Origin of the sequence: Bradyrhizobium sp. BRP22, from assembly GCF_020194175.1 — a bacterium.
Classification (GTDB): Bacteria; Pseudomonadota; Alphaproteobacteria; order Rhizobiales; family Xanthobacteraceae; genus Bradyrhizobium.
In genome coordinates this window covers 138,293-163,810 of sequence record NZ_JADYVX010000010.1, presented here as the reverse complement: position 1 = coordinate 163,810, position 25,518 = coordinate 138,293, and the positions used below count along the sequence as shown (strand labels likewise).

The 25,518-nt window shown below is 61.3% G+C and carries 24 protein-coding genes and 1 pseudogene; 12 read left to right on the top strand and 13 right to left on the bottom strand.

Translation table 11 applies throughout. The features are described 5' to 3' along the window. Positions 1-38 precede the first annotated feature (38 nt). The 5 genes from I6F35_RS15940 to I6F35_RS15920 form a co-directional block, all read right to left on the bottom strand. A complete protein-coding gene (locus I6F35_RS15940; RefSeq protein WP_225118633.1) occupies positions 39-320 on the bottom strand; it encodes a hypothetical protein in 282 nt (93 codons plus the stop codon). Continuing rightward, positions 289-594 carry a hypothetical protein gene (locus I6F35_RS15935; RefSeq protein WP_225118632.1) on the bottom strand — a complete coding sequence of 102 codons (306 nt, stop codon included), beginning with the start codon at positions 592-594 and terminating at the stop codon, positions 289-291. The genes I6F35_RS15940 and I6F35_RS15935 overlap by 32 nt, the downstream gene beginning before the upstream one ends. 217 nt (positions 595-811) lie before the next feature. After that, positions 812-2,071, bottom strand: a complete 1,260-nt coding sequence (locus I6F35_RS15930) for an arsenic transporter (protein WP_225118631.1) — start codon at positions 2,069-2,071, stop codon at positions 812-814. Next, positions 2,071-3,339 carry an MFS transporter gene (locus I6F35_RS15925; RefSeq protein WP_346283168.1) on the bottom strand — a complete coding sequence of 423 codons (1,269 nt, stop codon included), beginning with the start codon at positions 3,337-3,339 and terminating at the stop codon, positions 2,071-2,073. The genes I6F35_RS15930 and I6F35_RS15925 overlap by 1 nt, the downstream gene beginning before the upstream one ends. Positions 3,340-3,761: 422 nt before the next feature. Further along, positions 3,762-4,325, bottom strand: coding sequence for a hypothetical protein (locus I6F35_RS15920; RefSeq protein ID WP_225118630.1), 564 nt, complete (start codon positions 4,323-4,325; stop codon positions 3,762-3,764). Positions 4,326-4,450: 125 nt separating this feature from the next. Between I6F35_RS15920 and I6F35_RS15915 the strand changes: the two genes are divergently transcribed. After that, a complete protein-coding gene (locus tag I6F35_RS15915; RefSeq protein WP_225118629.1) occupies positions 4,451-5,116 on the top strand; it encodes a response regulator transcription factor in 666 nt (221 codons plus the stop codon). Here the strand turns inward: I6F35_RS15915 and I6F35_RS15910 are convergent. Continuing rightward, positions 5,089-5,358, bottom strand: coding sequence for a hypothetical protein (locus I6F35_RS15910; protein WP_225118628.1), 270 nt, complete (start codon positions 5,356-5,358; stop codon positions 5,089-5,091). The genes I6F35_RS15915 and I6F35_RS15910 overlap by 28 nt on opposite strands. Before the next feature lie 156 nt (positions 5,359-5,514). Between I6F35_RS15910 and I6F35_RS40490 the strand changes: the two genes are divergently transcribed. Continuing rightward, a complete protein-coding gene (locus I6F35_RS40490; protein WP_225118627.1) occupies positions 5,515-6,504 on the top strand; it encodes a sensor histidine kinase in 990 nt (329 codons plus the stop codon). Positions 6,505-6,607: 103 nt separating this feature from the next. On the opposite strand, the gene I6F35_RS15900 is transcribed toward I6F35_RS40490, so the two are convergent. Beyond that, entirely contained in the window at positions 6,608-7,111 is a 504-nt protein-coding gene (locus I6F35_RS15900) for a MarR family transcriptional regulator (protein ID WP_225118626.1), read from the bottom strand. A 164-nt stretch (positions 7,112-7,275) separates the two neighbouring features. On the opposite strand from I6F35_RS15900, the gene I6F35_RS15895 reads away from it, so the two are divergent. The 6 genes from I6F35_RS15895 to I6F35_RS15870 are packed head-to-tail and all read left to right on the top strand — an operon-like array spanning position 7,276 to position 13,877. Continuing rightward, positions 7,276-8,391 carry an amidohydrolase family protein gene (locus tag I6F35_RS15895; RefSeq protein WP_225118625.1) on the top strand — a complete coding sequence of 372 codons (1,116 nt, stop codon included), beginning with the start codon at positions 7,276-7,278 and terminating at the stop codon, positions 8,389-8,391. Beyond that, on the top strand, positions 8,388-9,491 hold the full coding sequence (locus tag I6F35_RS15890) for an amidohydrolase family protein (protein WP_225118624.1): 1,104 nt from the start codon (positions 8,388-8,390) through the stop codon (positions 9,489-9,491). Before I6F35_RS15895 ends, I6F35_RS15890 begins: the two co-directional genes overlap by 4 nt. Further along, positions 9,491-9,904: a Rieske (2Fe-2S) protein gene (locus I6F35_RS15885; RefSeq protein ID WP_225118623.1), complete on the top strand. Its 414-nt coding sequence runs from the start codon at positions 9,491-9,493 to the stop codon at positions 9,902-9,904. Before I6F35_RS15890 ends, I6F35_RS15885 begins: the two co-directional genes overlap by 1 nt. Before the next feature lie 48 nt (positions 9,905-9,952). Next, positions 9,953-10,969 carry an extracellular solute-binding protein gene (locus I6F35_RS15880; RefSeq protein ID WP_225118622.1) on the top strand — a complete coding sequence of 339 codons (1,017 nt, stop codon included), beginning with the start codon at positions 9,953-9,955 and terminating at the stop codon, positions 10,967-10,969. A gap of 7 nt (positions 10,970-10,976) precedes the next feature. Then, the gene (locus I6F35_RS15875) at positions 10,977-12,740 is read left to right on the top strand and encodes an iron ABC transporter permease (protein WP_225118621.1); all 1,764 of its coding nucleotides are present in this window, start codon (positions 10,977-10,979) and stop codon (positions 12,738-12,740) included. 18 nt (positions 12,741-12,758) lie between these two features. Next, positions 12,759-13,877 (top strand): ABC transporter ATP-binding protein, encoded by a 1,119-nt coding sequence (locus tag I6F35_RS15870; RefSeq protein WP_225118620.1) that lies wholly within the window; start codon positions 12,759-12,761, stop codon positions 13,875-13,877. Between the two features lie 21 nt (positions 13,878-13,898). Here the strand turns inward: I6F35_RS15870 and I6F35_RS15865 are convergent, their stop codons facing one another. Together I6F35_RS15865 and I6F35_RS15860 are read right to left on the bottom strand one after the other, a co-directional pair. Continuing rightward, complete coding sequence (locus tag I6F35_RS15865) at positions 13,899-14,951, bottom strand: extracellular solute-binding protein (RefSeq protein WP_225118619.1); 1,053 nt, start codon at positions 14,949-14,951, stop codon at positions 13,899-13,901. A gap of 5 nt (positions 14,952-14,956) precedes the next feature. Beyond that, positions 14,957-16,285, bottom strand: coding sequence for a Rieske 2Fe-2S domain-containing protein (locus I6F35_RS15860; RefSeq protein ID WP_225118618.1), 1,329 nt, complete (start codon positions 16,283-16,285; stop codon positions 14,957-14,959). 157 nt (positions 16,286-16,442) lie between these two features. Between I6F35_RS15860 and I6F35_RS15855 the strand changes: the two genes are divergently transcribed. Both I6F35_RS15855 and I6F35_RS15850 read left to right on the top strand, forming a co-directional pair. Continuing rightward, on the top strand, positions 16,443-16,922 hold the full coding sequence (locus I6F35_RS15855; RefSeq protein WP_225118617.1) for a MarR family transcriptional regulator: 480 nt from the start codon (positions 16,443-16,445) through the stop codon (positions 16,920-16,922). A gap of 748 nt (positions 16,923-17,670) precedes the next feature. Next, the gene (locus I6F35_RS15850) at positions 17,671-17,850 is read left to right on the top strand and encodes a hypothetical protein (RefSeq protein WP_225118616.1); all 180 of its coding nucleotides are present in this window, start codon (positions 17,671-17,673) and stop codon (positions 17,848-17,850) included. A gap of 176 nt (positions 17,851-18,026) precedes the next feature. Here I6F35_RS15850 and I6F35_RS15845 read toward each other — a convergent pair whose 3' ends face one another. After that, entirely contained in the window at positions 18,027-18,455 is a 429-nt protein-coding gene (locus tag I6F35_RS15845) for a GNAT family N-acetyltransferase (RefSeq protein WP_346283167.1), read from the bottom strand. Positions 18,456-18,715: 260 nt separating this feature from the next. Here I6F35_RS15845 and I6F35_RS15840 point away from each other — a divergent pair, with 260 nt between their 5' ends. Together I6F35_RS15840 and I6F35_RS15835 are read left to right on the top strand one after the other, a co-directional pair. Beyond that, positions 18,716-19,801: an AI-2E family transporter gene (locus tag I6F35_RS15840; protein ID WP_225118614.1), complete on the top strand. Its 1,086-nt coding sequence runs from the start codon at positions 18,716-18,718 to the stop codon at positions 19,799-19,801. A 125-nt stretch (positions 19,802-19,926) separates the two neighbouring features. Continuing rightward, positions 19,927-22,129: pseudogene (locus I6F35_RS15835) on the top strand (DUF3141 domain-containing protein). Between the two features lie 10 nt (positions 22,130-22,139). On the opposite strand, the gene I6F35_RS15830 reads toward I6F35_RS15835, so the two are convergent. From I6F35_RS15830 to pflA, 3 genes are read right to left on the bottom strand one after another with little or no spacing between them, the layout of a single operon-like run. Then, positions 22,140-23,009, bottom strand: a complete 870-nt coding sequence (locus tag I6F35_RS15830) for a formate/nitrite transporter family protein (RefSeq protein ID WP_225118613.1) — start codon at positions 23,007-23,009, stop codon at positions 22,140-22,142. A 31-nt stretch (positions 23,010-23,040) separates the two neighbouring features. Beyond that, complete coding sequence (locus I6F35_RS15825) at positions 23,041-24,645, bottom strand: TrkA C-terminal domain-containing protein (RefSeq protein WP_225118612.1); 1,605 nt, start codon at positions 24,643-24,645, stop codon at positions 23,041-23,043. A gap of 31 nt (positions 24,646-24,676) precedes the next feature. Beyond that, the gene (gene pflA, locus I6F35_RS15820; RefSeq protein ID WP_225118611.1) at positions 24,677-25,504 is read right to left on the bottom strand and encodes a pyruvate formate-lyase-activating protein; all 828 of its coding nucleotides are present in this window, start codon (positions 25,502-25,504) and stop codon (positions 24,677-24,679) included. Positions 25,505-25,518: the final 14 nt, after the last annotated feature.

Sequence of the window (25,518 nt, the reverse complement as noted above, 5' to 3'; positions counted from 1 at the left end):
CGAGGTCACGACGGCCAGCACGAAACCAAGAAGCCCGATCATCCCGCCAGCTTAGCCGAATCCGTCACATCATCAACTCGGACAAGGTTTTCGGTACACACACGGATAGGCCACGCGACCTTCGACGTACCTTTGTGGAAGAGCGGCAAGCGGTCGAGTTGCGGAACGGGCAGCCAGATGAAGCCGCCCGCGAGCGCAGGCGCATCGGCCCAATGGAGGCCCGGATACTGAACGACGGTTGTGATCGTGCCGTCGGGCGCGCGCTTCTTTAGCGCCTCATTGGCGAGATCAGTGAAATAGAGCGTTCCGTCCGGGGCCATCGCCGTTCCGCCGAACCGGCGGGAGATCCGCCCAGGCTTCCACGTTGCTCGCGAGTTCGGATGCGGAAATCCCGGGATCGTCGAGCAGCCGTGTCTCGATGCGCGACCAGGGCCCATGCAGGCTGCCAAAATAGAGATAGCGTCCATCGGCGCTGAGCTCGAGCGGGTCGCTGTTGACCCGGAGCGGCGAACCGCCCGGCATGCGGACGATCTCGCCGTCCATCACGATCGGGCGACCCGTCGGCGCCGTCACCAACGGGGCGCCGTCAAGCACGCGCCGTGTTTCTCGATTTCGTACGCCAAACTGCGATTTTCCGCCCTCTTTTGCTCCCGGCGGTACGCATGAAGGCCGCCGTGCAGCGTGCCTTGACGGCGAAGAGACCTTGAGTCTTCGCCGAGATCACTGTCTCTAGCAATCGAAGGTCTCGGCTATCGCCGGGGCCCGGCGATCGGCTGGTCGTGGTGCAGACGTGTCGCTTGAGCAACCGCTCTTATGCCGCAATCAGCGAGAGTGCAAATAGCGAAAGTATCAATGCCGGCGGCATGACCAGAATGCCGAGCCGCAGAAAGCGAAGCGCACCTACCTGCTCACCCTCGCGCCGCAGCGCGATCAGCCACAGGATCGTCGCGAGCGAGCCGGTGACCGAAAGGTTGGGTCCGAGATCGACGCCGATCAGAACTGCGGCGGTGATGTGATGAGACGCCTGTGCGGCTTGCGTCGTGGTCGCCGCGATGAGTCCCATCGGCAGGTTGTTGATGAGGTTGGAGCCGATCGCCGTGACGATGCCGGCTCCCCAGGACGCTGCATGCGGCGAAAGAGCCGCCGTTCGCTTGAGTTCCTGGGCGAGCGCCGGCAGGACGCCGGTACGATTGAGACCCTCGACCAGGATGAACAGCCCGGCGACGAGAGGCAGGACCGACCAGGAGATATCCCGCGCGACGGAGAGCGGCGATTTGCGGCCGAGCAGGAGAACGATCGCGGTGACCACCGCACCGCAGGCGAAGGTCGGTATTCCAAGGTCCATTCCGAAAGCCGATGCGGCGAGGAGAACCACCGCCGTCACGCCGATGCCGGCGGCGACAATCGCGGCGTTCCTCGTCAGGACGCCCCGCTCTCCGTCGCGGCCATCGACGCCGCCCAACAGGCTATCGCGCAGGCTGATCCGGAGCATGATGAAGGTCGCCGCGATCGCTGCGATCGACGGCAGCAGGAAATAGTGCATCCACTCCAGCAGCGTCGGCATCCGCGTGCCGAACAACACGAGGTTCGCCGGGTTCGAGATCGGCAGCACAAAGCTGGCGGCGTTGGCGATGAACGCGCAGGCGAATAGGTATGGCAGCGGTTCGACTTTCGCGGTACGGGTCGCGGCGTAGACCGCGGGCGTCAGCACGACCGCGGTGGCGTCGTTCGACAGGAAAATAGTGACCAGCGTACCGACAGCGTAGACGATCGAAAACAGCCGGGACGCCGAGTTGCGCGAATGCCTGACGGCCTGTTCAGCGAGCCACTCGAACAGGCCCTCTTTCCGTGCGACCTCGGCCAGCAGCATCATGCCGATCAGAAAAAAATAGACGTCCGTGCCCTTTCCGGCGGCCGCAACGGCGTCCCGCCACGGCAAGAGGTCGAAGGCGATCAGCAACACGGCGCCGGTCACCGCCCAGATGTATTCCGGCAAGTTCCACGGACGGACGATGACGCCCACGGTCGCAAGACCCGCGATACCCCAGGTCGCGGCGTTGTTACTGAACATCAGACGATACCCACGACGCTTGGAACCATTCCAGCCGGTGGGAGCTCGGATTTTGCCGCACAAGCGGGCTTCAGCAACGAAGCGAAGACGCTCCACAGCGCGACCGAGACCGAGGCGAAGCCGCCGAGGATAAGAAACATCGCCCCGTATCCGAACTCCTGCGCGATCCAGCCGCCAATCGCCGGACTGAGCGAAGCGCCGATGCCCTGCACCGTCATGACGACGCCCTGGCCAGCGTTGATCCGCCCCGTGCCGTCGAGGATGCGCGCGACGAGCCCCGGCACCGCGACGCTCTGCAACCCGGCACCGACGCCGTCAAGAATTTGCACCGGGTAAACGCCCCACCTGTTCAAGAGCCACGCCGCGATGATACCTCGGACCGGCAAGGCCATGAACGACACCAGCAGGACCGGCCAGTAGCCTTCGTTTTCGGCCATCCGCATCGCAACGACCGAGGTCAGGATCATGGTGCCCTGGGCGATGACGATGGTCATGGCGACGAAGCTCGCGGGGTCGGCCTGCTTGTCGGCCACGACGGCCAATCCGTAGAGCGGAAGCATCGCCGCATTGCCGAGGTGGAAGAACAGCAGAGCTGCGGCGAGGATCAGCAGTGGCTTCGATTCGATCAGCACCTGCAGCCCACTGGCGCGCTTGTCGTCGTTGCTCTCGCGTTCGAGGCCGCGGGCTGCGTCGTCGTCGATGGAAGCGCTCGGGATCGTGAGCACGGAAACGATGGAGAGGACGCCGAAGACCGCGGCGAGCCAGAACACGGCCGTGAAGCCGTACACCCAACCGACGAATCCGGAAAGTCCGGCGCCGACCATGTTGCCGGCATGGTTGAAGGCTTGGTTACGGCCGTTCTGCCGATTGAATCCGGCTTGGCTCACAATACCCAGCGTGATGCCCGCGACGGCTGGACCGATCGCGGCGCCCGCGATCGCGGTCGCGACCTGCGAGGCTGCCACAAGCCAGAATTGCTGCGACAGCAGCACGATGCTGGACGCGACGACCGTGCAGATGCTGGGGATGATGACGAACAGCTTCTTGCTGCGCGTGGCGTCGATCAGGGCCCCGGCCGGCGTCGTCATCAACATCCCGGCGACGCCACCCGCTGTCATCACCGTCCCGATCCAGCCGCTCTGCCAGCCGTGAGCGAGCAGAAACACGCCCAGGAACGGGCCGATGCCAGCCTGCATGTCCGCCATGAAGAAGTTCAGGGCGAGCAGCGGGCGAAGCGCGCTCTCTCGACCTGCGGTGTGTGTGGTCACCGGCGTTCCTCCTCAGAAACGCGAAATGAGGAAGATGCCGGCTTGCACGAGCCGCAACGGAGTCCCATCCCGTGAATTCGACACATTGTTTCCCAATGCTTGATTGAACTATCTGCCCACTCGGCCCGGTCCTTTGGAACCCGAGCCGGCTGACTTCCGGCTTCGGCCCGTTTTTCTTCGACCACTGCAGACTGCGGCTGGCCAGGCCCGCGTCTGTCGCAGCTCCAAGCCTTCAAGCCGCTTCGTGTCCGTTGCCCACCGGCCTGGCCTTTCGGATCCGTCCAGTCAATTCCACGTGCAATTCGTAGGTCTCGCCATTTCGCCGGCCCTCACTTCGAAATGCTTGGGCTTGCGACGGGGCGACAACTTGATCCGTTCTTCGGACGTCCTGGTCTCCTGATTTCGATCCATTCGTGATTTGCTTACGGCGCTTTGGGTCCCGGGGTCGGCGGTGCGTCCGCCCGCGGCGGCGGTGGCGCTCCCGGAGAGGGCGGTGGCGGCGGAGCATCGGCCAGCGGGGGTGAAGGCGGCGCTCCGCGAGGTGGAGGCGGCGGAGGACCGAAGGCTTCGGTACGGCCGTCCGCATGTGAGACGATCTGAGCGTGAACGATCCCCTGGTCGAACACGCCTTGCACCGTAACGGTCTCTCCCTTCGTGACGATGTCGGCGTTCTGTCCACGCGGTCCGAGATCGATCAGTGCGCGGCCGCTGCCGTCGTCAACGACGAACACGTTGCCGAAGATTTCGGCCACGTTGCCTCTCAGGGCGGACGGACCGCCGGGCTGCAACCTGTCGATCGCGGTCGGCTGCAGCAGCATGACGCTTCGCGGTTGCCAATTCTGGGCAACTCGAAGGCCGCCAGCGCCTGCAGCCGCGCCGGCGACGAGCACGGCAAGTGCGACCCCTGCCAACACGCCACGATGCCGGACTTGCCGGCGTTCAGGCAGCGATGTGCTCGCTTCGCTGTGTGCATCACTTCCGGTCATTGGACGCTCCTTTCATCGATTGCGATGAGCGGAGCCTAGGAGCACTGTCCCCAATCCAGCCTGAACCGTTCCGTTCAGGTTGAGTTAAGCTTGGGCGCCTAGTTCCGGTCCGAGGTGTAAGCCGAATGAAGATTCTTCTGGTCGAAGACGATCGCCTGCTTGCGCATGAGATCGCCCGTGCCCTGCGCGAGGAGAATTTTGCGGTCGACATCGCTGCCAACGGCGAGGACGGACAGCACCTCGGTGAAACCGAATCCTACGATGCCGCCGTGCTCGATCTGGGACTGCCCAAAGTGCCCGGCGTCGAGGTCCTGCGCGGTTGGCGGAAGCACGGCCGGGATCTGCCGGTGCTGATCCTGACCGCGCGCGACGGCTGGACCGACAAGGTGGACGGGTTCAAGGCCGGGGCCGATGACTATCTCACCAAGCCGTTCCGGATCGAGGAATTGATCATGCGCCTGCGCGCGCTGGTCCGTCGCGCCTCCGGGCACGCCGCGCCACGCATTTCGTGCGGGCCTCTCAGCTTCGAAACCCAGACCGGCGTGTTCGAGCTCGATGGACTGCACTTGAAGCTGACCGCGCTCGAATGGCGCGTTCTCGAATGCCTGATCCTGCGCAAGGATACCGTAGTCGAGCGCGGCGTCTTGTCGGAAAAGGTCTACGAAGGTGACGTCGGGACGGATTCGAATTCCATCGAAGTCATCGTCGCGAGGCTCCGCCGCAAGGTCGGCAAGGCGCTGATCGAGACCGAAAGGGGCCGCGGCTACAAGCTCAACTCGGGATCCCGATGATGAGCCAAAACGCTTCGCTTGGCCGGCGCCTCATGATCGGAGCCGGCGTATTCATTACCGCCGCGCTGATCGTCGCCGCGATCCTGATATCCTTCGTGCTGCATCGTTTCGTGCAGGGCCAGATCGATCAGAGGCTCGACGCCCAGATCCTCTTCCTGGCTTCCATGCTTGAAGCTGATGGAGGCGGCTACGTGCGTCTCGCGGGATCTGCCGACGGCCCGCCTTTCGACCGACGCCGACATGGCTGGTACTGGCAGATTTCCGGACCGAAGAACGTCCTGCGGTCCCGGTCGCTCGATGGAGCGGATCTGACCCCGCCCGACATCCGCGACAGGCCCTTGCCGCCTCCGCCACCGCGTCCACCGACAGACGACGATCCGCCTCCGCGAGAACGCCCGGTGCCTGCCGATGGCAAGGGACCATACGACCGCATGCTTCACTTCCGCATCTTGAGTGTGTCGGTGTCCGGTACTCCGGCCACGATCGTGGCCTCTGCTCCGAGAGACGCGGTGCTCGGACCGTTGTGGGAAGCGATGCGCACATTGGCGCTGTCGCTCGGCGTGCTCGGCATCGCTTTGATCTGCGCCATGCTGATCCAGGTCCGCCTGGGATTGCGGCCTCTCGAACGCCTGCGTCAGGCCGTAGCCGACGTGAGAGCGGGACTGCGCGACAATGTGCCCGACGCTCAGCCGAGCGAGGTGCGGCCGTTGGCCGCCGAGCTCAACGCGTTGCTGATCCAGAACGCCACCAACCTGGAGCGGGCGCGCAAACACGTCTCGAATTTAGCGCACGGCCTGAAAACGCCGCTCGCGACGCTCGCGATCGCCCTGCAGAAGCAGCCTCCTGGCTCCGAAGATCTTCATGGTCTCGTCGTGCTGATGGACCGGCGCATCCGCCATCATCTGGGGCGTGCCCGGTCGGCCGCGCTCGGGGGTCCGGTTCGGACCAGAACGGCGATCGCGCCACGCGTCGCGGATCTGGGCCTCGTCCTCGGCAAAGTAAACGCCGACAAGGCGATCGATTTCGTCAATCACATACCGGCCGGTCTCGTGGTGACCTGCGAACAGCAAGACGTCGACGAAATGTTGGGAAACGTGCTGGAGAACGCTTTCTTCTGGTGCCGCAGCAAGGTCGTAGTCGGATCTCGCGAAGAGACGCGAAGTGTCGTTCTCGTCGTCGAGGACGATGGACCGGGGCTTTCGCCGGAGCAGATGTCGCAGGCGATGCAGACCGGCCAACGGCTCGACGAAAGTTCTCCCGGATTTGGCTTCGGCCTGTCGATCACGCGCGAGCTCGCCGAACTTTACGCTGGATTCCTTACTTTGGACCAGTCCCCACTAGGAGGGCTTCGAGTAGCGATACATCTGCCATCCGCGGGTCTGGATTGACCGATAATTTTGCGACGCGGCGCGAAGCCCGACCGTGGTTCGCTCTCGTGAAGGCGAACGGCGAAGCGATCGACCGTCTGACTGGAGAGAGCGTTGGCCGCAGTCAATGCTCCCAATCGGCCTTTTCCAGGGAGCGTGACAACCGATGCAGGAGGTCGCGTAATCTCTCCTTGTCGGGTGGGCTGAATTCCCTAAAAAGTCGCGCGTCTCGTTCGCGCGAAACCTCTGTCAACTTGGCGGCGAATTTTCGACCTTCGGCCGTTAGCTTGGCGATCGCAGCTCTGCCGCGCGACCGTGTTTGCTCTACCGACACGAGCCCACGCTCCTCCAAGATCGCCAAGCTTCGACTTGCGGCGGCCTTATCTATATCTGCAGCGTCCGACAGCTCGCTTACATTGAGCGAACTGATACTCTTAAGGGTCATTATCAAGCGCCATTCGACCGCGCCAATATTCCAGACAGAGCGATAATACGCAGTCGCACCTCTATTGAGGCGCATGCCGATGGTCGACACCAGCACGGCGACATGCTCACGCGCCAGCATTCCGGCAATCCGGGAGCGCTCGTCCGAAGCTTTCTCCCTCTCGAGTTTCTTGGTCGCCGGCATTTTCGAAGATCTCCTGGCCAATGGACTTCGTCCCAAGTCCGGTTTTTTGCAGCGCATTGATCCAGATCAAATTTCTTGACAAAACATTTATTGACGTATCAACATAGGGGCCAATCTCCCAATTCCAAGAAAAAAGTGGCGAGAGCGACATGGAAGGAAACGGCTTGGTCGCTGGTCTTGATCAGGCGAGGACGTATGCCGGCGCGATCGATTGCGACCTTCATCCGGCGGTGCCCGGGATGGGCGTCCTCCTGCCATATCTGAACGACTATTGGCGCGAGATGGCCTCTGTGCGCGCGCTTGATCGTCTCAATCTGAGCTTGACCAGCTATCCGCAAAACTCGCCACTGTCCTGTCGTCCAGACTGGCTTCTCCCGGACGGTGCGAAGGCGGGCTCCTCGCTCGAAGCGATGAAAGACCATGTGCTCGATCGGTTTCGACCGCGCTATGGAATTCTAAACTGCCTCTACGGCGCGCAGGTCCTTCACAGCGAAGACATGGCGGCTGCGTTCTGCCGAGCGACCAACGACTGGATCAGGGATCACTGGCTCAATCACGATCTGCGGCTCCGCGCCTCGATCGTGATCCCGTCGCACAGCGCGGAGCTTGCGGTGGCGGAAATCGATCGCCGTGCCGAGGACGTCCGCTTCGTGCAGGTGCTCATGCTGGCGTCCGGCGAAACGACGCTTGGCCGACGCCACCTCTGGCCCGTCTACGAGCGCGCCGAGCGCCTGGGCCTGGCGATCGGAATTCACGCGGGAAGCGCCTATCGATATGCTCCCACCGCAGTCGGGTGGCCGTCCTACTATGTCGAGGACTATGTGGCGCAATCCGCGGCGTTCGAGAGCCAGCTCCAGAGCCTGATATCCGAAGGGGTATTCGCGAAATTTCCGCGGCTCAAGGTCGTTGCGATCGAGTCTGGCCTGACATGGCTGAGTGGGTTCATCTGGCGCGCAGACAAGACCTGGAAGGGTGTCCGCGCCGAGGTCCCCTGGGTCACGCGCACGCCATCGGAGATCATCCGCAATCACGTGCGATTCACCGTGCAGCCCGTCGATGCGGCGGACGAGGGCGAGGCTATCATGCGGCTCGCAGATCACATCAAGTCGGACGAGTTGTTCCTGTTCTCGACAGACTATCCGCATTGGCAATTCGACGGGGATGCGGTCCTGTCCGGCGGGCTCTCCGATGCGTTCTTCCGCAAGATCGCCAGTGAAAATGCGCTTGCGACTTACTCGCGATTGGCCAGGGCCGGTCGGATCGTGGAGGCTGTGCCATGAGCACCATCGAACTCGAGCGGCCACGAGCTTCGAGCTACAAGCTGAGAGTGATCGATTGCGACATCCATCCGGCGATGACGTCCTGGACCGAGGTGCATCCCTATCTGGAGGCGCGGTGGATCGAGCATCTGTCGGTCTATGGCAGCCACCTGCGCCACGCCTTCTCCGAGGCGCTGTCGCACCCGCGCATGTCGCCCGACGCCGCGAGGATCGATGCCTATCCGGAGGAGGGCGGACCGCCGGGATCGAGCCTTGAATTGATGAGGAAGCAGCACCTCGATCCGAACGGGATCGAGGTAGGCATGTTGATTCCCCTGCGCTGGAATCCCGGGAGCCAGCGCAATCTCGACCTTGGCGCCGCATTGACCCGCGCGATGAACACCTGGCAGGTCGAGCGCTGGGTGAAGCAGGAGCCGCGGTTGCGGGCCTCGGTGCTGGTTGCCCAGGAGGATACGGTTGCCTCCGTCGCCGAGATCGACGCCAGGGGAGGCGATCCCAACTTTACCCAGATCCTGATCCTGCCCAAGACAGATGAGCCGCTCGGCCGCCGGCGCTACTGGCCGATCTATGAGGCGGCCGTGCGTAACAACCTGCCGATCACGATTCATGTCGGCGGCACCAATGGCCATCCGTCGACCGGCGGAGGATGGACATCCTACTACATGGAGGAACATCACTCAGTCGCCCAGACCATGCAGGCGGTCGTGGCCAGTCTCGTGTTCGAAGGCGTCCTGGAGCGCTTTCCTCAACTGCGCGTCGTCATCATGGAGGGCGGCCTCGGCTGGGTGCCATCGCTCAATGCGCGCATGGACAAGCACTGGGCGCGCCTGCGCAGCGAGGTTCCCCACGTTAGGAAGCCGCCTTCGGAATATGTGCGTGAGCAGGTGTGGTTCAGCACGCAGCCGATGGAAGAACCGGCGACGTCAGCCGAATTGATCGATCTGTTCGACCGGATCGGCTGGGACCGCCTGCTGTTCTCTACCGATTACCCTCATTGGGATTTCGACGATCCGCGCTACGCGTTTCGCGCCAACCTCACGCAAGCCCAGCGCGAGCAGCTTCTCTACGAGAATGCCCGCAAGTTCTACAGGTTGGACTGATGGCGCGGCATGTGGTTGCGACCGTGGATCAGATCCCGCCGGGCCAGCGCCTGCTGGTCCAGGTCAATGGACGCGAGATCGGCATCTTCAATGTCGAGGGCGAGTATTTCGCCGTCGCCAATCGTTGCCCGCATGAAGGGGCATCCTTGTGCAAGGGCCGTATCGTCGGGCTCGTCGAGGCGACAGGGCCTGGCGACTATCAATACAGCCGCCGTGGCGAGTTGCTGCGGTGCCCGTGGCATGGCTGGGAATTCGATCTGCGAACCGGGCGGTCGTGGTGCGAGCCTGATCGCACCAGGGTGCGGAGCTATGAGCTGAAGGTCGAATCCGGAGGCGCGCTGATCGAAGGCGAGCTGCGCGCCGAAACGTTTCAGGTCACGATCGACAAGCAATATGTCGTTTTGGAGATCTGAAGACCAGCGAACCAATATAGAAAATAAAAGGATTTTGGGAGGAGTAACGTGTTGTTCAAGTTAGGGATACCGGCGGCTGTCGCTTGTCTTGTGGGTCTATTCAGCCCTGCGCAAGCCGACGACGGTTCCTGGGACAAGGTGGTCGAGGCCGCCAAGAAGGAAGGCAAGGTCGTGGTCTACAACATGGCCTTGGGCGCGCCCTACTTCACCGCAGTCCTCAAGTCGTTCGAAGCGAAGTACGGAATATCGGTCGAGAGTCTCGACCTGCGCGCTAGCGAGCTCTCCGAGCGCATCCGCACCGAGCAGGCGGCCGGGCGCTTCCTGGGTGACGTGGAAATGGTCACGACGACCATGATCGAGGAGCAGCTCAAGAACGGCGATTTCGTGCAGAAGCTTCCGCCGATTCCGAATGCCGCGAACCTGCGACCGCCTTTCAAGGCCAATGAATACAGCGTGCCGGCCTTCATGCAGCCGATGGGTATCCTCATCAACACGCGGCTCGTGAAGGAGCAGGACATTCCGACGAGCTGGCACGATCTCAACGATCCCAAATGGAAGGGCAAGATCCTCTCGGACGACATGCGGCCGCTCGGCAGCGGGAACACCATGTTCGCCATCCTGGAAAAGACCATGGGCGGCGACTTCAACCAGAAGCTCGCCGAGCAGAAGCCGGTGTTCAGCCGCGATATGAGAAACGACGCCCGCCGCGTGGCGCGCGGCGAGTATCCCATATACATCCCGCAGATCTTTGCCTTCACGTCGGATCTGAAGGGCCTGCCGGTGAAGGTTGTGATTCCTAAGGAGGGCGCACCTTACGCGGAGATGGATCTCGCGGTGCTCAAGAACGCGCCGCATCCCAACGCCGCGCGTTTGTTCATCGACCATTTCCTCGGCGTCGAGTCGCAATTGCTCTACGCCAATGCCTGGATGGTTCCGGTGAATGCCGCGGCCGCCGAGCGCGCCAATCCGGACGCGCAGCAGTTCGTGAATGCCAAGATCATCGGTCCCGCAAAGCTGGCTGAGCGCTCCTCGATGATGGAGCTCGCCAAGAAGCTTTATCCCTGAGAAACCCATGAGCGTTTCAGCCGGAGCGGGAGTGAACAATCTCGTCGAGCGGCGCTCGATAGGCCTTGGTAGGATCGGGCGGTGGCTGCAGGCGACAGCGGCAGGCCGCTTTGCGGCCCTCGCCCTGCTCATGGCCATTCTCGCCTTCCTTTCCGTCTATCCCCTGTCGATGCTGCTCTATGGAAGCCTTCATTCGACGCCGCCGGGGATGGCTGGAACGTTCACCCTCGATGGATATCGCGACGTCATCACGCTGCAGAGCGCAGTAACGCTCCTCAACACTGTCGGCATATCCCTGGCCAAGACCATTCCTTCCGTAATTCTGGCCGTCCTGCTCGCCTGGATTCTGGCACGAACCGACACGCCGTTCCGGGGGGCTCTGGAAGTCCTGATCACCCTTCCATTCTTCATTCCCCCGATCCTGACCGCAATGGCATGGGGTATGCTCGGCAACCCGCAGGTCGGGCTGCTCAACCAGCTCTATCAATGGATCACGGGATCGGAGACAGCGCCGATCAACGTCTATTCATATGGCGGCGTGGTCTGGCACATGATGCAGTATTCCGTGCCGTTCCTGTTCCTTCTTATCGTGGATGCTTTCCGCGCGATGGATCCGAGTCTCGAAGAAGCGGCAACGATGTGCGGGGCATCGCGCCTGAGGACTTTTCGCACCGTAACGTTGCAGCTCATGCTGCCCGCGCTCACCGGCGCAGCGATCCTGAGCTTCATCCGTGGAATAGAGAACTTTGAGTCTCCGCTGTTCTTCGGATCGCCGGCCGGGATTCGAGTCATCACCACCGACATCTATGACTCGATCAACCAGCGGTCGCCGCCGCAATATCAATATGCAACCGCGATCAGCTTCGTCATCATGGCGCTGATGTTTCTGGTCGTTCTCCTGCAGCGGCGGATGCTGCGCGGCCGGAGCTTTCAGACGATCACCGGCAAGGGCTATTCGCCCTCGGTGATGAAACTCGGCGCATGGCGGTGGGTAACCTTTGCCTTCTGCGTTCTGTTCTTTGTGGTGACTGTGGTTCTCCCGGTCGGACAACTCGTCATCGGCTCGTTCTTCAAGTTCTTCGGGTTCTATGAGTGGGACATGCTGACACTCGAGCACTATCGAGCGGTGTTCGGCAGCAGCGAGTTCTGGCGCGGGTTCAGCAACACGATGTTCCTGGGCCTCGTCGGCGCCACGTTGACCATGCTGCTCGGCGCAACCGTCGCCTATGTCTCGGTCCGCACGAAGTGGCGCGGCCGGCTGCTGATCGATTCCATGGCCTGGTTGCCATGGATGATGCCCGGTATCGTCCTTGGTGTCGGCTTTCTCTGGGGGTTTGCACTTTTGCCTCACGGGATTCCGATCTACGGCACGATCTGGGCGCTCCTGCTGGCCTATATTTCGCTCGGGACGCCGCTTTCGGTGCGCGCCATGTCAAGCGCATATGCGCAGCTTTCATTCGACCTTGAGGAGTGCTCCCGGGTGCACGGCGCAAGCTGGCTGCAAACCATGAGGCGCATTGTCCTTGCCTTGGCGTGGCCGTCCTTCGCCGTTGGATGGGTGCTGGTGTTCTTCGGCATCATGCGCGAGCTAAGCGCATCCGTTCTGCTCTATTCCGTCGGCTCCGAGGTGTTGTCGGTCGTCTTGCTGAAACTGTGGGCGAACGGCAATGCAGAGCAGGTCAGTGTCATCGGGCTCATCATGATGGTTCTCGTGATCGTCTTCCGATGGGTTCAACTCAAGTTCATCAACAGCCGCATCGGTGGAATGTGACCGGGCTTGGATAGTGCCATGTCGAATGTCGTTCTTGAGAAGGTCAGCCGCGCCTTCGGTGATTTCATTGCGGTTGACAGCGTCGACCTGCGCGTCAGCGAGGGTGAATTCGTTACCCTGCTTGGGCCCTCGGGGTGCGGCAAGACCACGACGCTACGGATGGTTGCGGGCCTCGAGCAAAACACCGGCGGCCGCATCAGCATCGGCAACGAGGTGGTCAGCGATGCGGGCCGCGGTGTCTTCGTTCCGTCGGAGCGCCGGCGGCTTGGCATGGTTTTCCAGTCCTATGCGATCTGGCCGCATATGACCGTTTTCGAGAACGTCGCCTATCCATTGCGCGTGCGCCGCAAATCCGGGGCCGAGACACGCGATCTCGTCGGCAAGGCATTGCGCCTGGTCGAGATGGAGAGTTTTGCCGAGCGGCCGGCGCCGGCGCTGTCCGGCGGCCAGCAGCAGCGGGTGGCGATCGCGCGGGCTCTCGTCTTCGAACCCAAGGTGCTGTTGCTCGACGAGCCGCTCAGCAATCTCGACGCAAAGCTTCGTCTGCAGATGGGCGATGAGTTCCGTTCAATCCAGAGACGGCTTGGGATGACGAGCCTGTACGTGACTCATGATCAGGCCGAAGCGATGGCGCTGTCCGACCGCGTGGTCGTCATGGATCGCGGGCGAATCCAGCAGATCGGAGCGCCCGAGGAGATTTATCGCCACCCGGCAAACCGGATCGTCGCGGCCTTCTTCGGAACACCGAACCTGTTAGAGGCCAGTGTGGAGGCTTGCGCGCGGATCGACGATCGCCGGGTGCGGCTCAGCGTTATCGGCAAGGGATGGCGTGGCACGTGCGAGTCGGCACGCGAGATCCGGCCTGGGCAGGCCGTGACCGTCATGGTTCGTCCCGAGGACGCCCGTATCGCGGCGCCGGATGCGGCCCGCAGAGACCATGAACTTCGGTGGTCCGGGCAGATCGCGCACACGATCTTCCGCGGTCCGATCCGGTCGGTCGTGGTGCAGACCGACGATGGCCGCCTCAATGTCGATGCGCCGCCGTTCGGTGACTTCTCCGTTGGAGACAATGTGACCGTCGTCGTTCCGCAGCAGTCAGCCTGGGCGGTGCCGGAGCAGGTCAGCGCAGCCCCTTAGCCGGCTGCGCTGGGATGCCTCTCAGCGATAGATCTGCTGAGCCAAAGACAGCATCTCGTTCATGCGTTCCGGATCCGTGGTGCCGAGAAGCTTGGTTGTTTCGATTTGCGCCAGCGCAGGATCTACGCCGGTCAGCGCGTCAGTCGTGGTCGGTAGCAGCCCCAGCCTCGCAAGGTTCTGCTGCATCGTCTTGCCCAGATAGTATTCCATCAGCAGCCGCGCTGCGTTGGGGTGAGGCGCATTCTTCAGCAACGCGAGATCGTAGCCGACATAAGGCAGCCCTTCCTTGGGCGCGATGAACTTCACCGGAAGACCCTTGAGTTCGAGCAGCGACGTCAGGCTGTCGGGGATGTAGAGCGGAAGCTCGCCGCGAGCCACCCTCCGCTCATTGGCGGGGATCTCCCGGCTGAACTTCAGGTCCTGCTGAGCAAGCTTCTCATGGAAGCCGCGGCCATAGACGTCCTGCAGGACCGAAAAGAGCACGCCGCCGCCGCCGAGCGTCCGCAGATCGTCGCTGAGAATTTTGCCCTTCCAGCGCGGGTCCGTCAGGTCGAGCCAGCTCTTCGGCTCGTCTGCCGGCTTGACCAGCATGGTATTCGCGAGGATGCCGTAGACAATGGCAAAGACGGGCAGGCGCATGCCGTCGCTTGGGAAGTCGGGCTTCAGGCGGCCTAGGCTGGGAAGGGGGCCGTGAGGTTCGAAAACACGCTCCTCCTTGATCTGCAGTGTGGTCGTGGTCCGCCCGTTCTCGGAGACGTCGGCTGCGTTGCGACCCGCGGCCTGCTCGATGCGGATACGCTCCCGGACTTCGCTCGCGCGGGCTTCGAGAATGTCTACGGTGATTCCATAGGCGGACTCGAAGTCCTTCTTAAGCTCCTTGTGCGCGGCAAGGCCGACGAAGGCGCTGTAGAGCACCACGCGGCCTTCCTTCTTTGCGGCGGCGACGAGTTTGGCCCATTCGTCCTCCGCTCGCGCCGGGCCTATGATCGATGGCAACATTGAAGAGGCCGTTAGTCCAAACACCGCCGCGCGGCGCGTGATGCGCGCGCGCTCCTTCCAATCCGGCGTGGACATCGGCGCTACTCCGCGGCCTGCGGGCTCGGCGCACGCCAGCGAATGGCAGTCTTCAACTTGTCCTGATAGGCCTCGAGCCAATCGATCTTCGCATCCGCGTAGTACGATCCTGCGCGCGCGTTCCAGAACACCTCGGCATCGTCGACGCCGGGCGGCACGGTGCCGTTGTTGGCGAACGCGCGTGCCGCGTTGAGCAGGCGCCGTCTCGTCCGCGAGATCATCACGTCGCTCGGCGCGAGATGTTCCTTGGTATGATCGACGATAGGCCCCATGCTCTCCGTGACGGCTTGATCCTGCATCACGATGTTACGAATGCCCGTGTAGATCTTGTTGGTGCGCTGAGCCTCGCGATCGATCTGCCAGTCGTTACCGATGTTCTGGACCGGACGCCAACGTCCATACCAGTCCGTGGTGTTGGGCAGATAATCGAGACCGTCGGCGCCGGGAATGCCGCCGCCGGATTTCAGCTTGGAGCTCGAGTAAGTCGCTCCCTTGGCGCGGCCGCCATAGATCGAGATCAGCATCGTGTGGGTGTCGTCCATGGGCACCCAGGCTTTGGCCACCACGTGGTCGGCAAAATCGGCGTTGGGCGTCTGGGTCCAGAACGGAAGGCAGAAATGCGCCATGCGCCAGTGCATCTGGCCGTCCGATTCCGGCCGGAATGCGCCGTACATCGTGCCCCAGTCGGTCTCAGTGACCTTGTACTCCGGCGCGCGGTTGGAGACGGTGTGCCGGGCCGGATGGCCCTCCTCGAAGTCGTCGGGGTTGATGTGTCCCGCATGGAGAAAGCCGAAATGCGATGTGTCGATGTCGCCTTCGAGGCCCTGGAGCCAGTTGGCCTCGCGCTGCAGAATGGTGACCGTCAAATCCTGCTCGGGAACGAACAGCGCCTCGAGCATCGGCATGGGTGGCGCCTCGGCTCGCGCTCCCATGTAGACCCATATCAGGCCGGCGCATTCGCGCACTTTATAGCTTTTTGCGCGGACCTTTTCCTTGAAATCCTGCGGAGGGGGGACGTTCGGCATTTCGAGGCAGCGGCCGTCCACGTCGAACTTCCAGCCGTGATAGACGCAACGGATCCCGTCATGCTCGTTGCGGCCAAGGAACAGCGAGGCACAGCGGTGCGGACATTGATGATCCAGCACACCAACCCGGCCCGAACTGTCACGGAAGGCAATGAGCTGCTCACCGAGCAGCATCAAGCGCATTGGATCGCCGTCGACTGATAGTTCCGAAGAGAGAGCGGCTGGGATCCAGTATTGCCGCATCATCTCGCCCATAACCGTGCCTGGGCCAACCAGCGTCAGATCCTGGCCGTCAGTCGATTTCGACATGGTGATCCTCCTTGGATTTTTTGAATGCTTATTATTTGCATTATGCAAGTAATTCGGCCCTGCGTCAATGACGCGATCGTCCGGAAACCGAGCGGGTTGAGCGGTGCAGTGCGACCCGTTATGGTTCTGCTCCCATCATCGCGAGCAAATCTTCTTGATGAACAAAGTCAGCACGATCCTCCCGCTCGAGAATTGGACCGGATACCGGTTTGGTCTCATCGCTTCGCGGCTGGGTAGCTTCATTGCCCCCATGTACGAAGATCGTTACGAGCTGACGATGCCGGCCTGGCGAAGCCTTGCGGTCATTGCCAGGTATCAGCCGTTGACGGCCACGCAGCTTGCGAAATTGACCTCGTCCGATGCGTTCAAGGTCGCGCGCTCCATCGAATTGCTGGTGCGTCGAGGGCTGATTTATCGTGATGTGGATAAAACAGACCGTCGCCGCGCCAGCCTGAGCCTCACGACCGATGGCCGCAAGGTCTACAAGGATATTGAGAAGTTCGTTGTTCGGGTTGAGCGTAAGCTCATGGCCGCGCTCGATCCGCACGAAGTCGACGTCTTGAGGCGAAGCCTCGACAAGCTCGATCAGCAATTGGAGACCGAGATCAAAGCGCGAGGCCGCGAGAAATTCCTATAAACGCCTGCAATTGCAGCAGGTGATGTTGAACTTGTTCACGAATGTATCGAAGCAATGAACGAAACCCGCGAGGGATCGCGACACCTGCGGGTCAGGGCCATCCAGGCCAGCCAGCCTGGATGGCTTACGCGTTACCGTGCGCTGCACCGGTTGATGGCTTCCTCTACCGGAATGGATCGGTAGTAGCCGTCCTCAAAGAATGTCTTCCGACGGGGCCGCAAGTTGGTCGGCGCGTCCCCGTCGACGCCCTCCCGCTTGAACCAGCCAAACTTGGTGGCAACCGCGATCGCGCGATAAGTCTTTGAAAACAAAGGCTCGTATTGGGTGGGGGACCGTATGATTCGCTCCCCCGCTGCCACGGGCCACGATTTCGCACGCCAAACTACGATCTTCGATATTTTACGTCTTTTGGCTAGAGCATTTTCGGTTCTGATTGAATCAGAACCGAAGCTCTAGATTCTTGTTTTGACGCGTTTTCTTCACGCGAACCGGTATCCACTTCGCTCGAAAACGCTCTAGGAGCGAACGGGAAGGCACGCAATCATTGATTTCGCTGGATTTTCGTTGAGGGTTGGTCGCGCGTTCATCGCGCGTTGTGCGAGCTCGTTTCTGGTCAGAAATTGACATCCCTACCCGTCGGCTCTGTCGGGAGCGCTGCGCGCCTCGCCAAGGATAGGTCTGGTGGCACGAACTGCACTGGTCAGGTGCTGGCGGGAGCCACATCATTGTTGGTGTGGAGTATTGGGCCATGCCATCGTTCTCAGATCCGATCCGCGCGAAGATCATCGTGATTTTCGCTGTCGCCCGATTGCGCTGGCGCAGGGGCATTCTCTGGCCTGCAGAGAATGACTTGGTATTCAAGGCGGTCGTGATCTCGCTTGGAATATTTTCCAGTCTAACGACCGCAATTGTCATGCTCTACCTGTAATCAGCAAAATGCCTTGAACCATGCTGAGCCTCGGCCGCTCGCTATTGACGCTTGCCGTTCAATTGCTGACCACTCTCTCAGCTTGTGCCGCACACACAGCGCGAACGCGATATTCGCGGGGCGCATCGGCGACCAGCGGCGCAGCGAGGAGGGAAGATGATCCGGACGATCGGTTTCTAGCTGAGCTTCAACGCCAAATGGACCGTGCGCGGGTCCGATCGCCAGACTGACTCGAAGCCGAATTTCTCGAACACTTTCAGCATCGCGGCGTTTTCGGGCAGGACCTCCGCGGTCAATTCCTGTAGCCCGGAACTATGCGCGATCTTGACGAGATGACGCATCAGGATGGAGCCGATCCCGTGTCCCTGCCAGGCATCAACGACCACGAAAGCCATCTCGGCTCGCCCCGGCTCGAAGACAACGTATCGACCGCCTCCAACGATTGCTGGTCGTCCGGCTTCCTCGACAAGTGCGACGAGCGCGACATGATTTCTGAAGTCGATATCCATGAAGAAGGCGCGTTCCTGCTCCGAGAAACCGCGCTTCACGGCAAAGAAGCGGCGTTGCAGGGATTGTGCGCTCGCTCGCCCGACTGCGGCAAGCATGTCAGCCTCATCCTCGGGGCGAAGCGATCGGATTTCGACTTGGCTGCCGTCGTTGAGACTCTCGCGCGCTATGTAAGCTGCGGCTTCTGGCATCTGCCCGCAACCTTATAAATCAGCTTCGAGCAACGCAAACGCGATGCCGAGCCCTGATATCGGCAACCAAGGCTGCCGTTCGGGCGACCAGGGCGCTTGATCTAGATCAAGCAGCGTCGTGGGAACCAGTGAGTAGGCTTTGCGCAGCCTCTAACGAGAGCGCGCCCTTGAGAACACTTCGGCAGCTTTTGTCCGGGGAGGACATCATCCAGCTTGCAGTCCGGCTTGGATTGCTGGCTTTTCTGATTTACTGGACTTTTGTCCTTGTGCGCCCGTTTGTGCCGATCCTGGCCTGGAGCGTCGTACTCGCCGTTGCGTTCTATCCATTGTTTAGTGGGCTCGCGAAATTGCTCGGCGGACGTCCGAAATTGGCGGCGGCAATCCTCACTATCGTCAACCTCGCCGTTGTCATCGGGCCAGCGACCTGGCTCGGTATCGGTGCGGTGGATGGCTTGAGGGAAATTGCCGGACAACTCGGCGCTGGAAGCCTGTCGGTTCCCTCGCCGCCCGGGCGCATCAAGGATTGGCCGCTGATCGGCGCGCAGCTCTATGATCTCTGGGGTCAGGCATCGATCAACCTCAGTGCCGCTCTGCGCGAAATCGCGCCCCATCTCAAGCCTCTGGCTGCGACTATTCTCGGCTTTGCAGGAGATGCCGGCGTGGGAACGCTCAAATTCCTCCTGTCGGTTGCTTTGGCTGGCTTTCTCTTTCCATATGGACCGCAGCTCGTGGCGGCTGGCAGGGGCTTCTTGTCCCGGGTCGTGCCCGAACAGAGCGAGCATTTCCTGGAATTGGCGGGCGCAACGATACGCGCGGTATCTCAAGGCATTATCGGCATCGCTATCATCCAGTCGTTGCTGGCCGGCATCGGTTTCAAGCTGGCGGGAATTCCAAATGCGGGCCTATTGGCTTTCGCGATCCTGCTGCTGAGCATCGTGCAGATCGGATCGGCGGTCGTCCTGATTCCGGTGATCATCTGGCTCTGGACCGCCAGGGATTTCACCACGGCGCTGCCGCTGACCGTGTTTCTGGTGATCGTCGGCCTGCTCGACAACATCTTGAAGCCACTGGTGATGGGACGCGGTCTGACCACACCCACGCTCGTCATCTTTGTCGGGGTGATTGGAGGAACACTGGCGCACGGAATTGTTGGCCTCTTCATCGGCCCGATCATTTTGTCAGTCGCCTGGGAGCTGACGGTGGCCTGGATCAATCAGGATCGCGCCCGCCTTGCGCGACCAGCAGAACAATAGCCGGCAAGGCGAAGCCGCTCAAATCGGACCATTTCGTTCCGCCTCACGACGTTGACCTAGATCAAAGTCCGAGGTGGCGCGGCGCGCATTCAATCGATGCGCGACAGGGAGGTCTCAGCATGTCGATGGACAAGGCACCGCTTTCGCGCGATCCCATCTCGGGCCTCATTACCTCGGCGGTAGAATACATGATCGATGCCGGGCAGCGCAGTGTGCTGTTCCTGGACATCCTGCGCCAGCGCGGCGATCAGTACCAGGAGCACATCGCCCAGACGGCGCCGCATGTTCTGCACTACACCGCCGAACTTGTCATGGATGGGCGCAAGCTCGTCGAGCCGGTGAACTATGCGCTGGTGCGCATCATTCCGCCCAAGGATACCGAAATCGATCTTGAGCGGCGGCCATTCATCGTGGTCGATCCGCGCGCCGGGCACGGGCCGGGAATTGGTGGATTCAAGGCGGACAGCGAGATCGGCGTCGCCATGAAAGCCGGTCATCCCTGCTACTTCATCGGTTTCCTGCCGGAGCCGATGCCGAACCAGACAATCGAGCGTATCGCACGCGCGGAAGCCTTGTTCATCGAGGAAGTCATAAGGCGCCATCCTGAGGCCGATGGCAAGCCCTGCGTGATCGGCAACTGCCAGGCCGGTTGGGCCGTGATGATCCTAGCATCGCTGCGTCCGGAACTGTTCGGGCCGGTCATCATTGCCGGCGCACCGCTTGCCTATTGGGCCGGCGTGCACGGCAAATATCCAATGCGGTACTCGGGCGGTCTGCTCGGCGGCAGCTGGCTGACGGCGCTCGCCAGCGACCTCGGTGCCGGCAAGTTCGATGGAGCCTGGCTGGTGCAGAACTTCGAGAACCAGAACCCGTCGAACACGCTGTGGACCAAGCAATATAACGTGTATTCGAAGGTCGACACCGAGGCGGACCGCTACCTCGAGTTCGAGCGCTGGTGGGGCGGGCATGTCAACCTGAATGCGGAGGAAATCCAGTTCATTGTCGATGAACTCTTCATCGGCAACAATCTCGCCGCCGGTCGCGTCAAGCTGTCGGACGGCAAAACGGTCGATCTGCGCAACATCAAGTCGCCGATCGTGGTGTTCTGCTCCAAGGGAGACAATATCACTCCGCCACAGCAGGCGCTGCACTGATCCTCGATCTCTACGCGAGCGTCGACGAGATCAGGGCGTACGGCCAGACCATTGTCTACACGGTTCACGAGAGCGTCGGTCATCTCGGAATCTTCGTTCCGGCGGTGTCGCCAGGAAGGAACACGCGGAATTCTCCAGCAACATCGACCTGATCGACGTGTTGCCGCCGGGCCTCTATGAAGCGACCTTTGAGGCAAAGGGCGCCGACACCGCGAGGGCGGATCTTGCCATCGGGCAATGGGTGATGCGCTGCGAGGCGCGCACGCTTGATGACATCCGTGCCATGGGCGGCAATTCGCCGGAGGACGAGCGGCGCTTCGCCGCCGCCAAGCGTGTGTCCGAGATCAATCTCGCGGCCTATCGGAAATTCGTCCAGCCTTGGATCAGGGGCATGGTGACGCCGCAGATGGCCGAGTGGATGCGCGATATCCACCCGTTGCGCTTACAATATGAGTTCTTCAGCAGCCGAAATCCCTTGATGACCGCCGTTGAGACAACGGCGGAAAGAATTCGGGATCATCGGAAGCCAGCGGCGGCGGAGAATCCGTTCATTGCCCTTCAGGAAAAGGTCTCAAGGCAGATCGCCAGCGCGCTCGACGGCTGGCGGAACTACCAGGAAGTACTCGGTGAAACCGTCTTTCTTGCCGTGTACGGTTCGCCTGCGCTTCAGTCCGCGGTCGGTGTCGACCCGCGCTGGGAGCCGTCGCGGCAAGAGATGTCGGCCGAGCACCGCGAGATGCTGCAGCGGCGGACAGCCGAGTTGAAATCCAGGATCGACGAAGGCGGCCTTCGAGAGGCAGCCATCAGGGGTCTGCTTTACGTCGGGTCAGCGCGAGGCATGGTGGACGAGCGCAGCCTCGAAGCGCTGCGCCGAATCCGCCGCGAGAAGGGGGAGCGACTGACATTGGCGCAGTTCAAGATGCTGGTGCGCGAGCAGTTCTTCATGCTGTTGCTGGACCAGAAGAGGGCGCTAGCGGCAATTCCGAAATTGCTGCCCGACAATGCCGACGAACGCCACGCGGCCTTCGCGGCGATCAGCGAGGTGCTGTCGGCGAGCGCCGAGATATCTGGCGAGGTCGCCAAGCGCTTGCGGCATGTCGCCGAGCTGTTCGCGGAATCGTCGGAACGATCCTCGAAAGTCGCGCCTTTCGATCCCAAGGCGAAGGCGTCGTAGCGAGGCTCCGTTATTTCTCTCTTAGATATGCCGCACCAAATGCGGCCCGATAGATAACCCAGTAGACAGCACCGACCAAGCCAGCGCCACCCACGATATTGCCGAGTGTGACCGGAACGAGATTGTGCACAATTCCGGATATCGTAATGAGCGATGCATCGAAACCAGCCGGAACATTGCCGGTTTGCGCCAGCAGCCAAGCCAGGGGTAGAAAATACATGTTGGCGACGCAGTGTTCGAATCCGGCCGCTATGAAGGCGGAGATCGGCAATATCAGAGCAACAATCTTGTCGGTCACCGATCGTCCCGCGTACGCGAGCCAAACTGCCAGACAAACAAGCACGTTACACAGGATGCCCTTGAAGAACAGCGTCAGCATGTCCGGATGTATCTTTGCGACAGCCGTATTCAATATCGACAAGCCAACGCGGCCGCCGTTCATGTCGAGATGATGTGAGAAGAAAACCAGGAAAACGAGGCCAAGCGACCCGACCAGATTGCCGACATACACGATTGCCCAGTTGCGCAGCATCTCTCTCGTAGAGACGTTCCCGCTCGCCCAGGCCATCACGATCAGGTTGTTGCCCGTAAACAGCTCGGCGCCCCCAACCAAGACAAGCGCTAACCCAAGAGAAAATACGAGTCCGCCGACCACGCGTGTGGTGGCGAAACTCAACTCTGCGTCGCTGGCGACCACCGTGTAATAAAGCGCGCCGAGGCCGATGCTGCCGCCTGCAACCATCGCCAGCATGAAGGAAACTCGAAGCGGCAGATTTGCTTTTTTGACTCCGATTTTTTCGACGGCCTCCTTGATCTCGGCCGGGCTGTAGGCGTTCAAGCTGAAGATAGGTGGTTGGGGCACAGGTGCTCGGTCAGCCATGCTGTGTCTCCTATGCGGGGATGTTGCGCTGCTACCCGGCAGGAGCGCCGCCTAAAGCCAGGAGGCCGACGATCTGTGCAGCGATGACCTTCACGAGTGTCATCGACGGGAAGATCATGGCGTACCCAATGTCGGGACGCTCAGTCGGCGCCATCTTGGTCGAATAGACAAGGATAGCAGGATTCCCCGTTGCGCCAGACGCGACGCCAACGAGATCGTCATACGGAATTTTCATCAGATAATGGCCGACCAGCAGGACGATGACCACGGTTGTCAGCAGCACAGCGGCTCCGATGAACAGCATCGTGAGCCCGGACTCGGCGACAGTCCGAACAAACGGCTGCCCTGCGTTGACGCCAACAGTGGCAAGAAACATCGCAAGCCCGAAATTTCGAAGTACGATGTTCGCGGGCAAAGGCATCGTCCAAAGCATGGGGCCGGTGCGGCGCAATTTTCCAAGGATGAGAGCGACGATCAGCGGTCCGCCGCCAATGCCGAGCGTGACAACGCCCACACCTGGAATCGGAATAGGAATAAGACCCAGAAGGACGCCAAGGACCATTCCGATCCCGAGGGATACATAGCTGAATTCAGCGGCCGCCTTGACGGTGTCGCCGAAGTGGCGGCGAATCTCTTCCTTTCGGTCGGGCGGCGTCAGCACTCCGACCCGATCGCCGAACTCCAGCATCAGGTCGGGCGTGGGTACGAGGTCGGCATCATATCGTCGAACGTGCAGCAGGTGGGTTGGATAGCCGGCAGGCATCGGGAGGCGAGCGAGGGGCACACCGACCACGTTGGCCTTTCCGACGAAAACGCGGATGTAGTCGAGATCGGCGCGATCGCTGGCCAATCGCCCAGGCTCAAGCCTTCCGAGCTGGGCGGCCGCCCTCGCGATTGCTTCTTCGCGCTCGGCCACGACCAGAACGCCGTCGCCGGCGGACAAGAGAGTATCGGGTGTCGGGACGATATTGCGTTCACCCTTTCGAATCATGGTCACCTGCAAATCGCTGAGCACCTCGTTCATCAACTCGCTCAGTCGCTTGCCCGCAAAGCCTTCGCCGACTGAAATCTCTCCCATGTGAAAGCGTTGCGCCTTTGCAGGAAATTTGGGTTTCACGACCCGCGTCATGAAGTAGATGCAGAGGATCGGTCCGATCACGCCGAAGGGATATGCGATGGAATAACCGATAGACGGATCCTTGTTCTTCATGACGTCAAGCGCCGCCTGGAGAGTCGCGGTGCTCGTCATCGATCCGGCGTAGATTCCCAGCGTGTGCCCGATCTTGATCCCGAAGATGTGTCCGAGGCCGAGCGCTACGAGCAGGCCGGCTAGACATGCGACCAATGCCAGCAGGTTGTACTTCTGTCCGACGCCCACCATGCCCTCGAAAAACTGACGGCCATAGAGGATGCCGATCCCGTAGAGGAACATGATCAGGCCGGTCAGGCCGATCGGTCCGATGATCTGCGCCTTTGGCGCGAATGCTCCTATGGCGAGGCCGACGAAGAGAACGGCACCGACACCAAGCGAAAATCCGCCGATACTGATCTGACCAACCAGATAGCCCAGTCCTATTGCCAGAAAGGCCGTCAATATGGGTTGGCTTCCGATGATCTCGCGGGCAACGTCCAACATCTCAGATCTCCCCGGATCGATTGCTGGTCGGTCAACGTGCTTGGCAGCCCGCGGACCGGAACTGTCCGATGACTCTGTTCACCAGATCCCGACTCGGCGGCGGAGTATCGAGGTGCCTGTATTCGAGCCCCATCGCCTTCCACTTGAACGAGCCCATCTGGTGGAACGGTTGAACCTCGACCCATTCGACGTTTTTCATTGGCGCGACGAACCGAGCGATGCCGTCGACATTCGATGGATCGTCGGTTTCGCCGGGAACGAGCGTAAATCGGACCCATACCGGCTTCGCTAGCGATGCCAGACGTTCCGCGAAGCGCAGCGTCGGCGCAAGGTCGCGGCCGGTCACTCGGCGGTAGGTTTCAGGATCCGAGCTCTTGATGTCGAGCAGGACGAGATCGATCGCCGACAGGTATGACGAGTCCACTCGATCGCCGAGGAAGCCCGAAGTCTCGATAGCCGTGTGCAGGCCCATGTCCTTGGCGCCGGCGAATATTCGTCTGGTGAAGGCAAGCTGCACCATCGGCTCGCCACCAGATATCGTCAGGCCCCCGCCGAGGCTGAGAAGTGCGGGCGCGAAATCGCCCAGCCGACGAAGCACATGATCGCACGACACGTAGGTGCCGTCCTTGAGATGCCAGGTATCCGGGTTGTGGCAGTACGTACATCTCAGCAGGCATCCCGAGACGAACAGCACGACGCGTAGGCCCGGTCCGTCGTAGCGTGACGAGGTCTCATAGGAGTGGCAATACCCGAACGCGCCTTCTGCGTCCTTGATCTTGTCTTCGTCAGGCGCGTCGGGCGAGATTCCAACCCTGAGGTCGTGACGACTCCCGGGTTCAAGTGCCTGCACCGTCGACATCTCCGCCTCCCGGC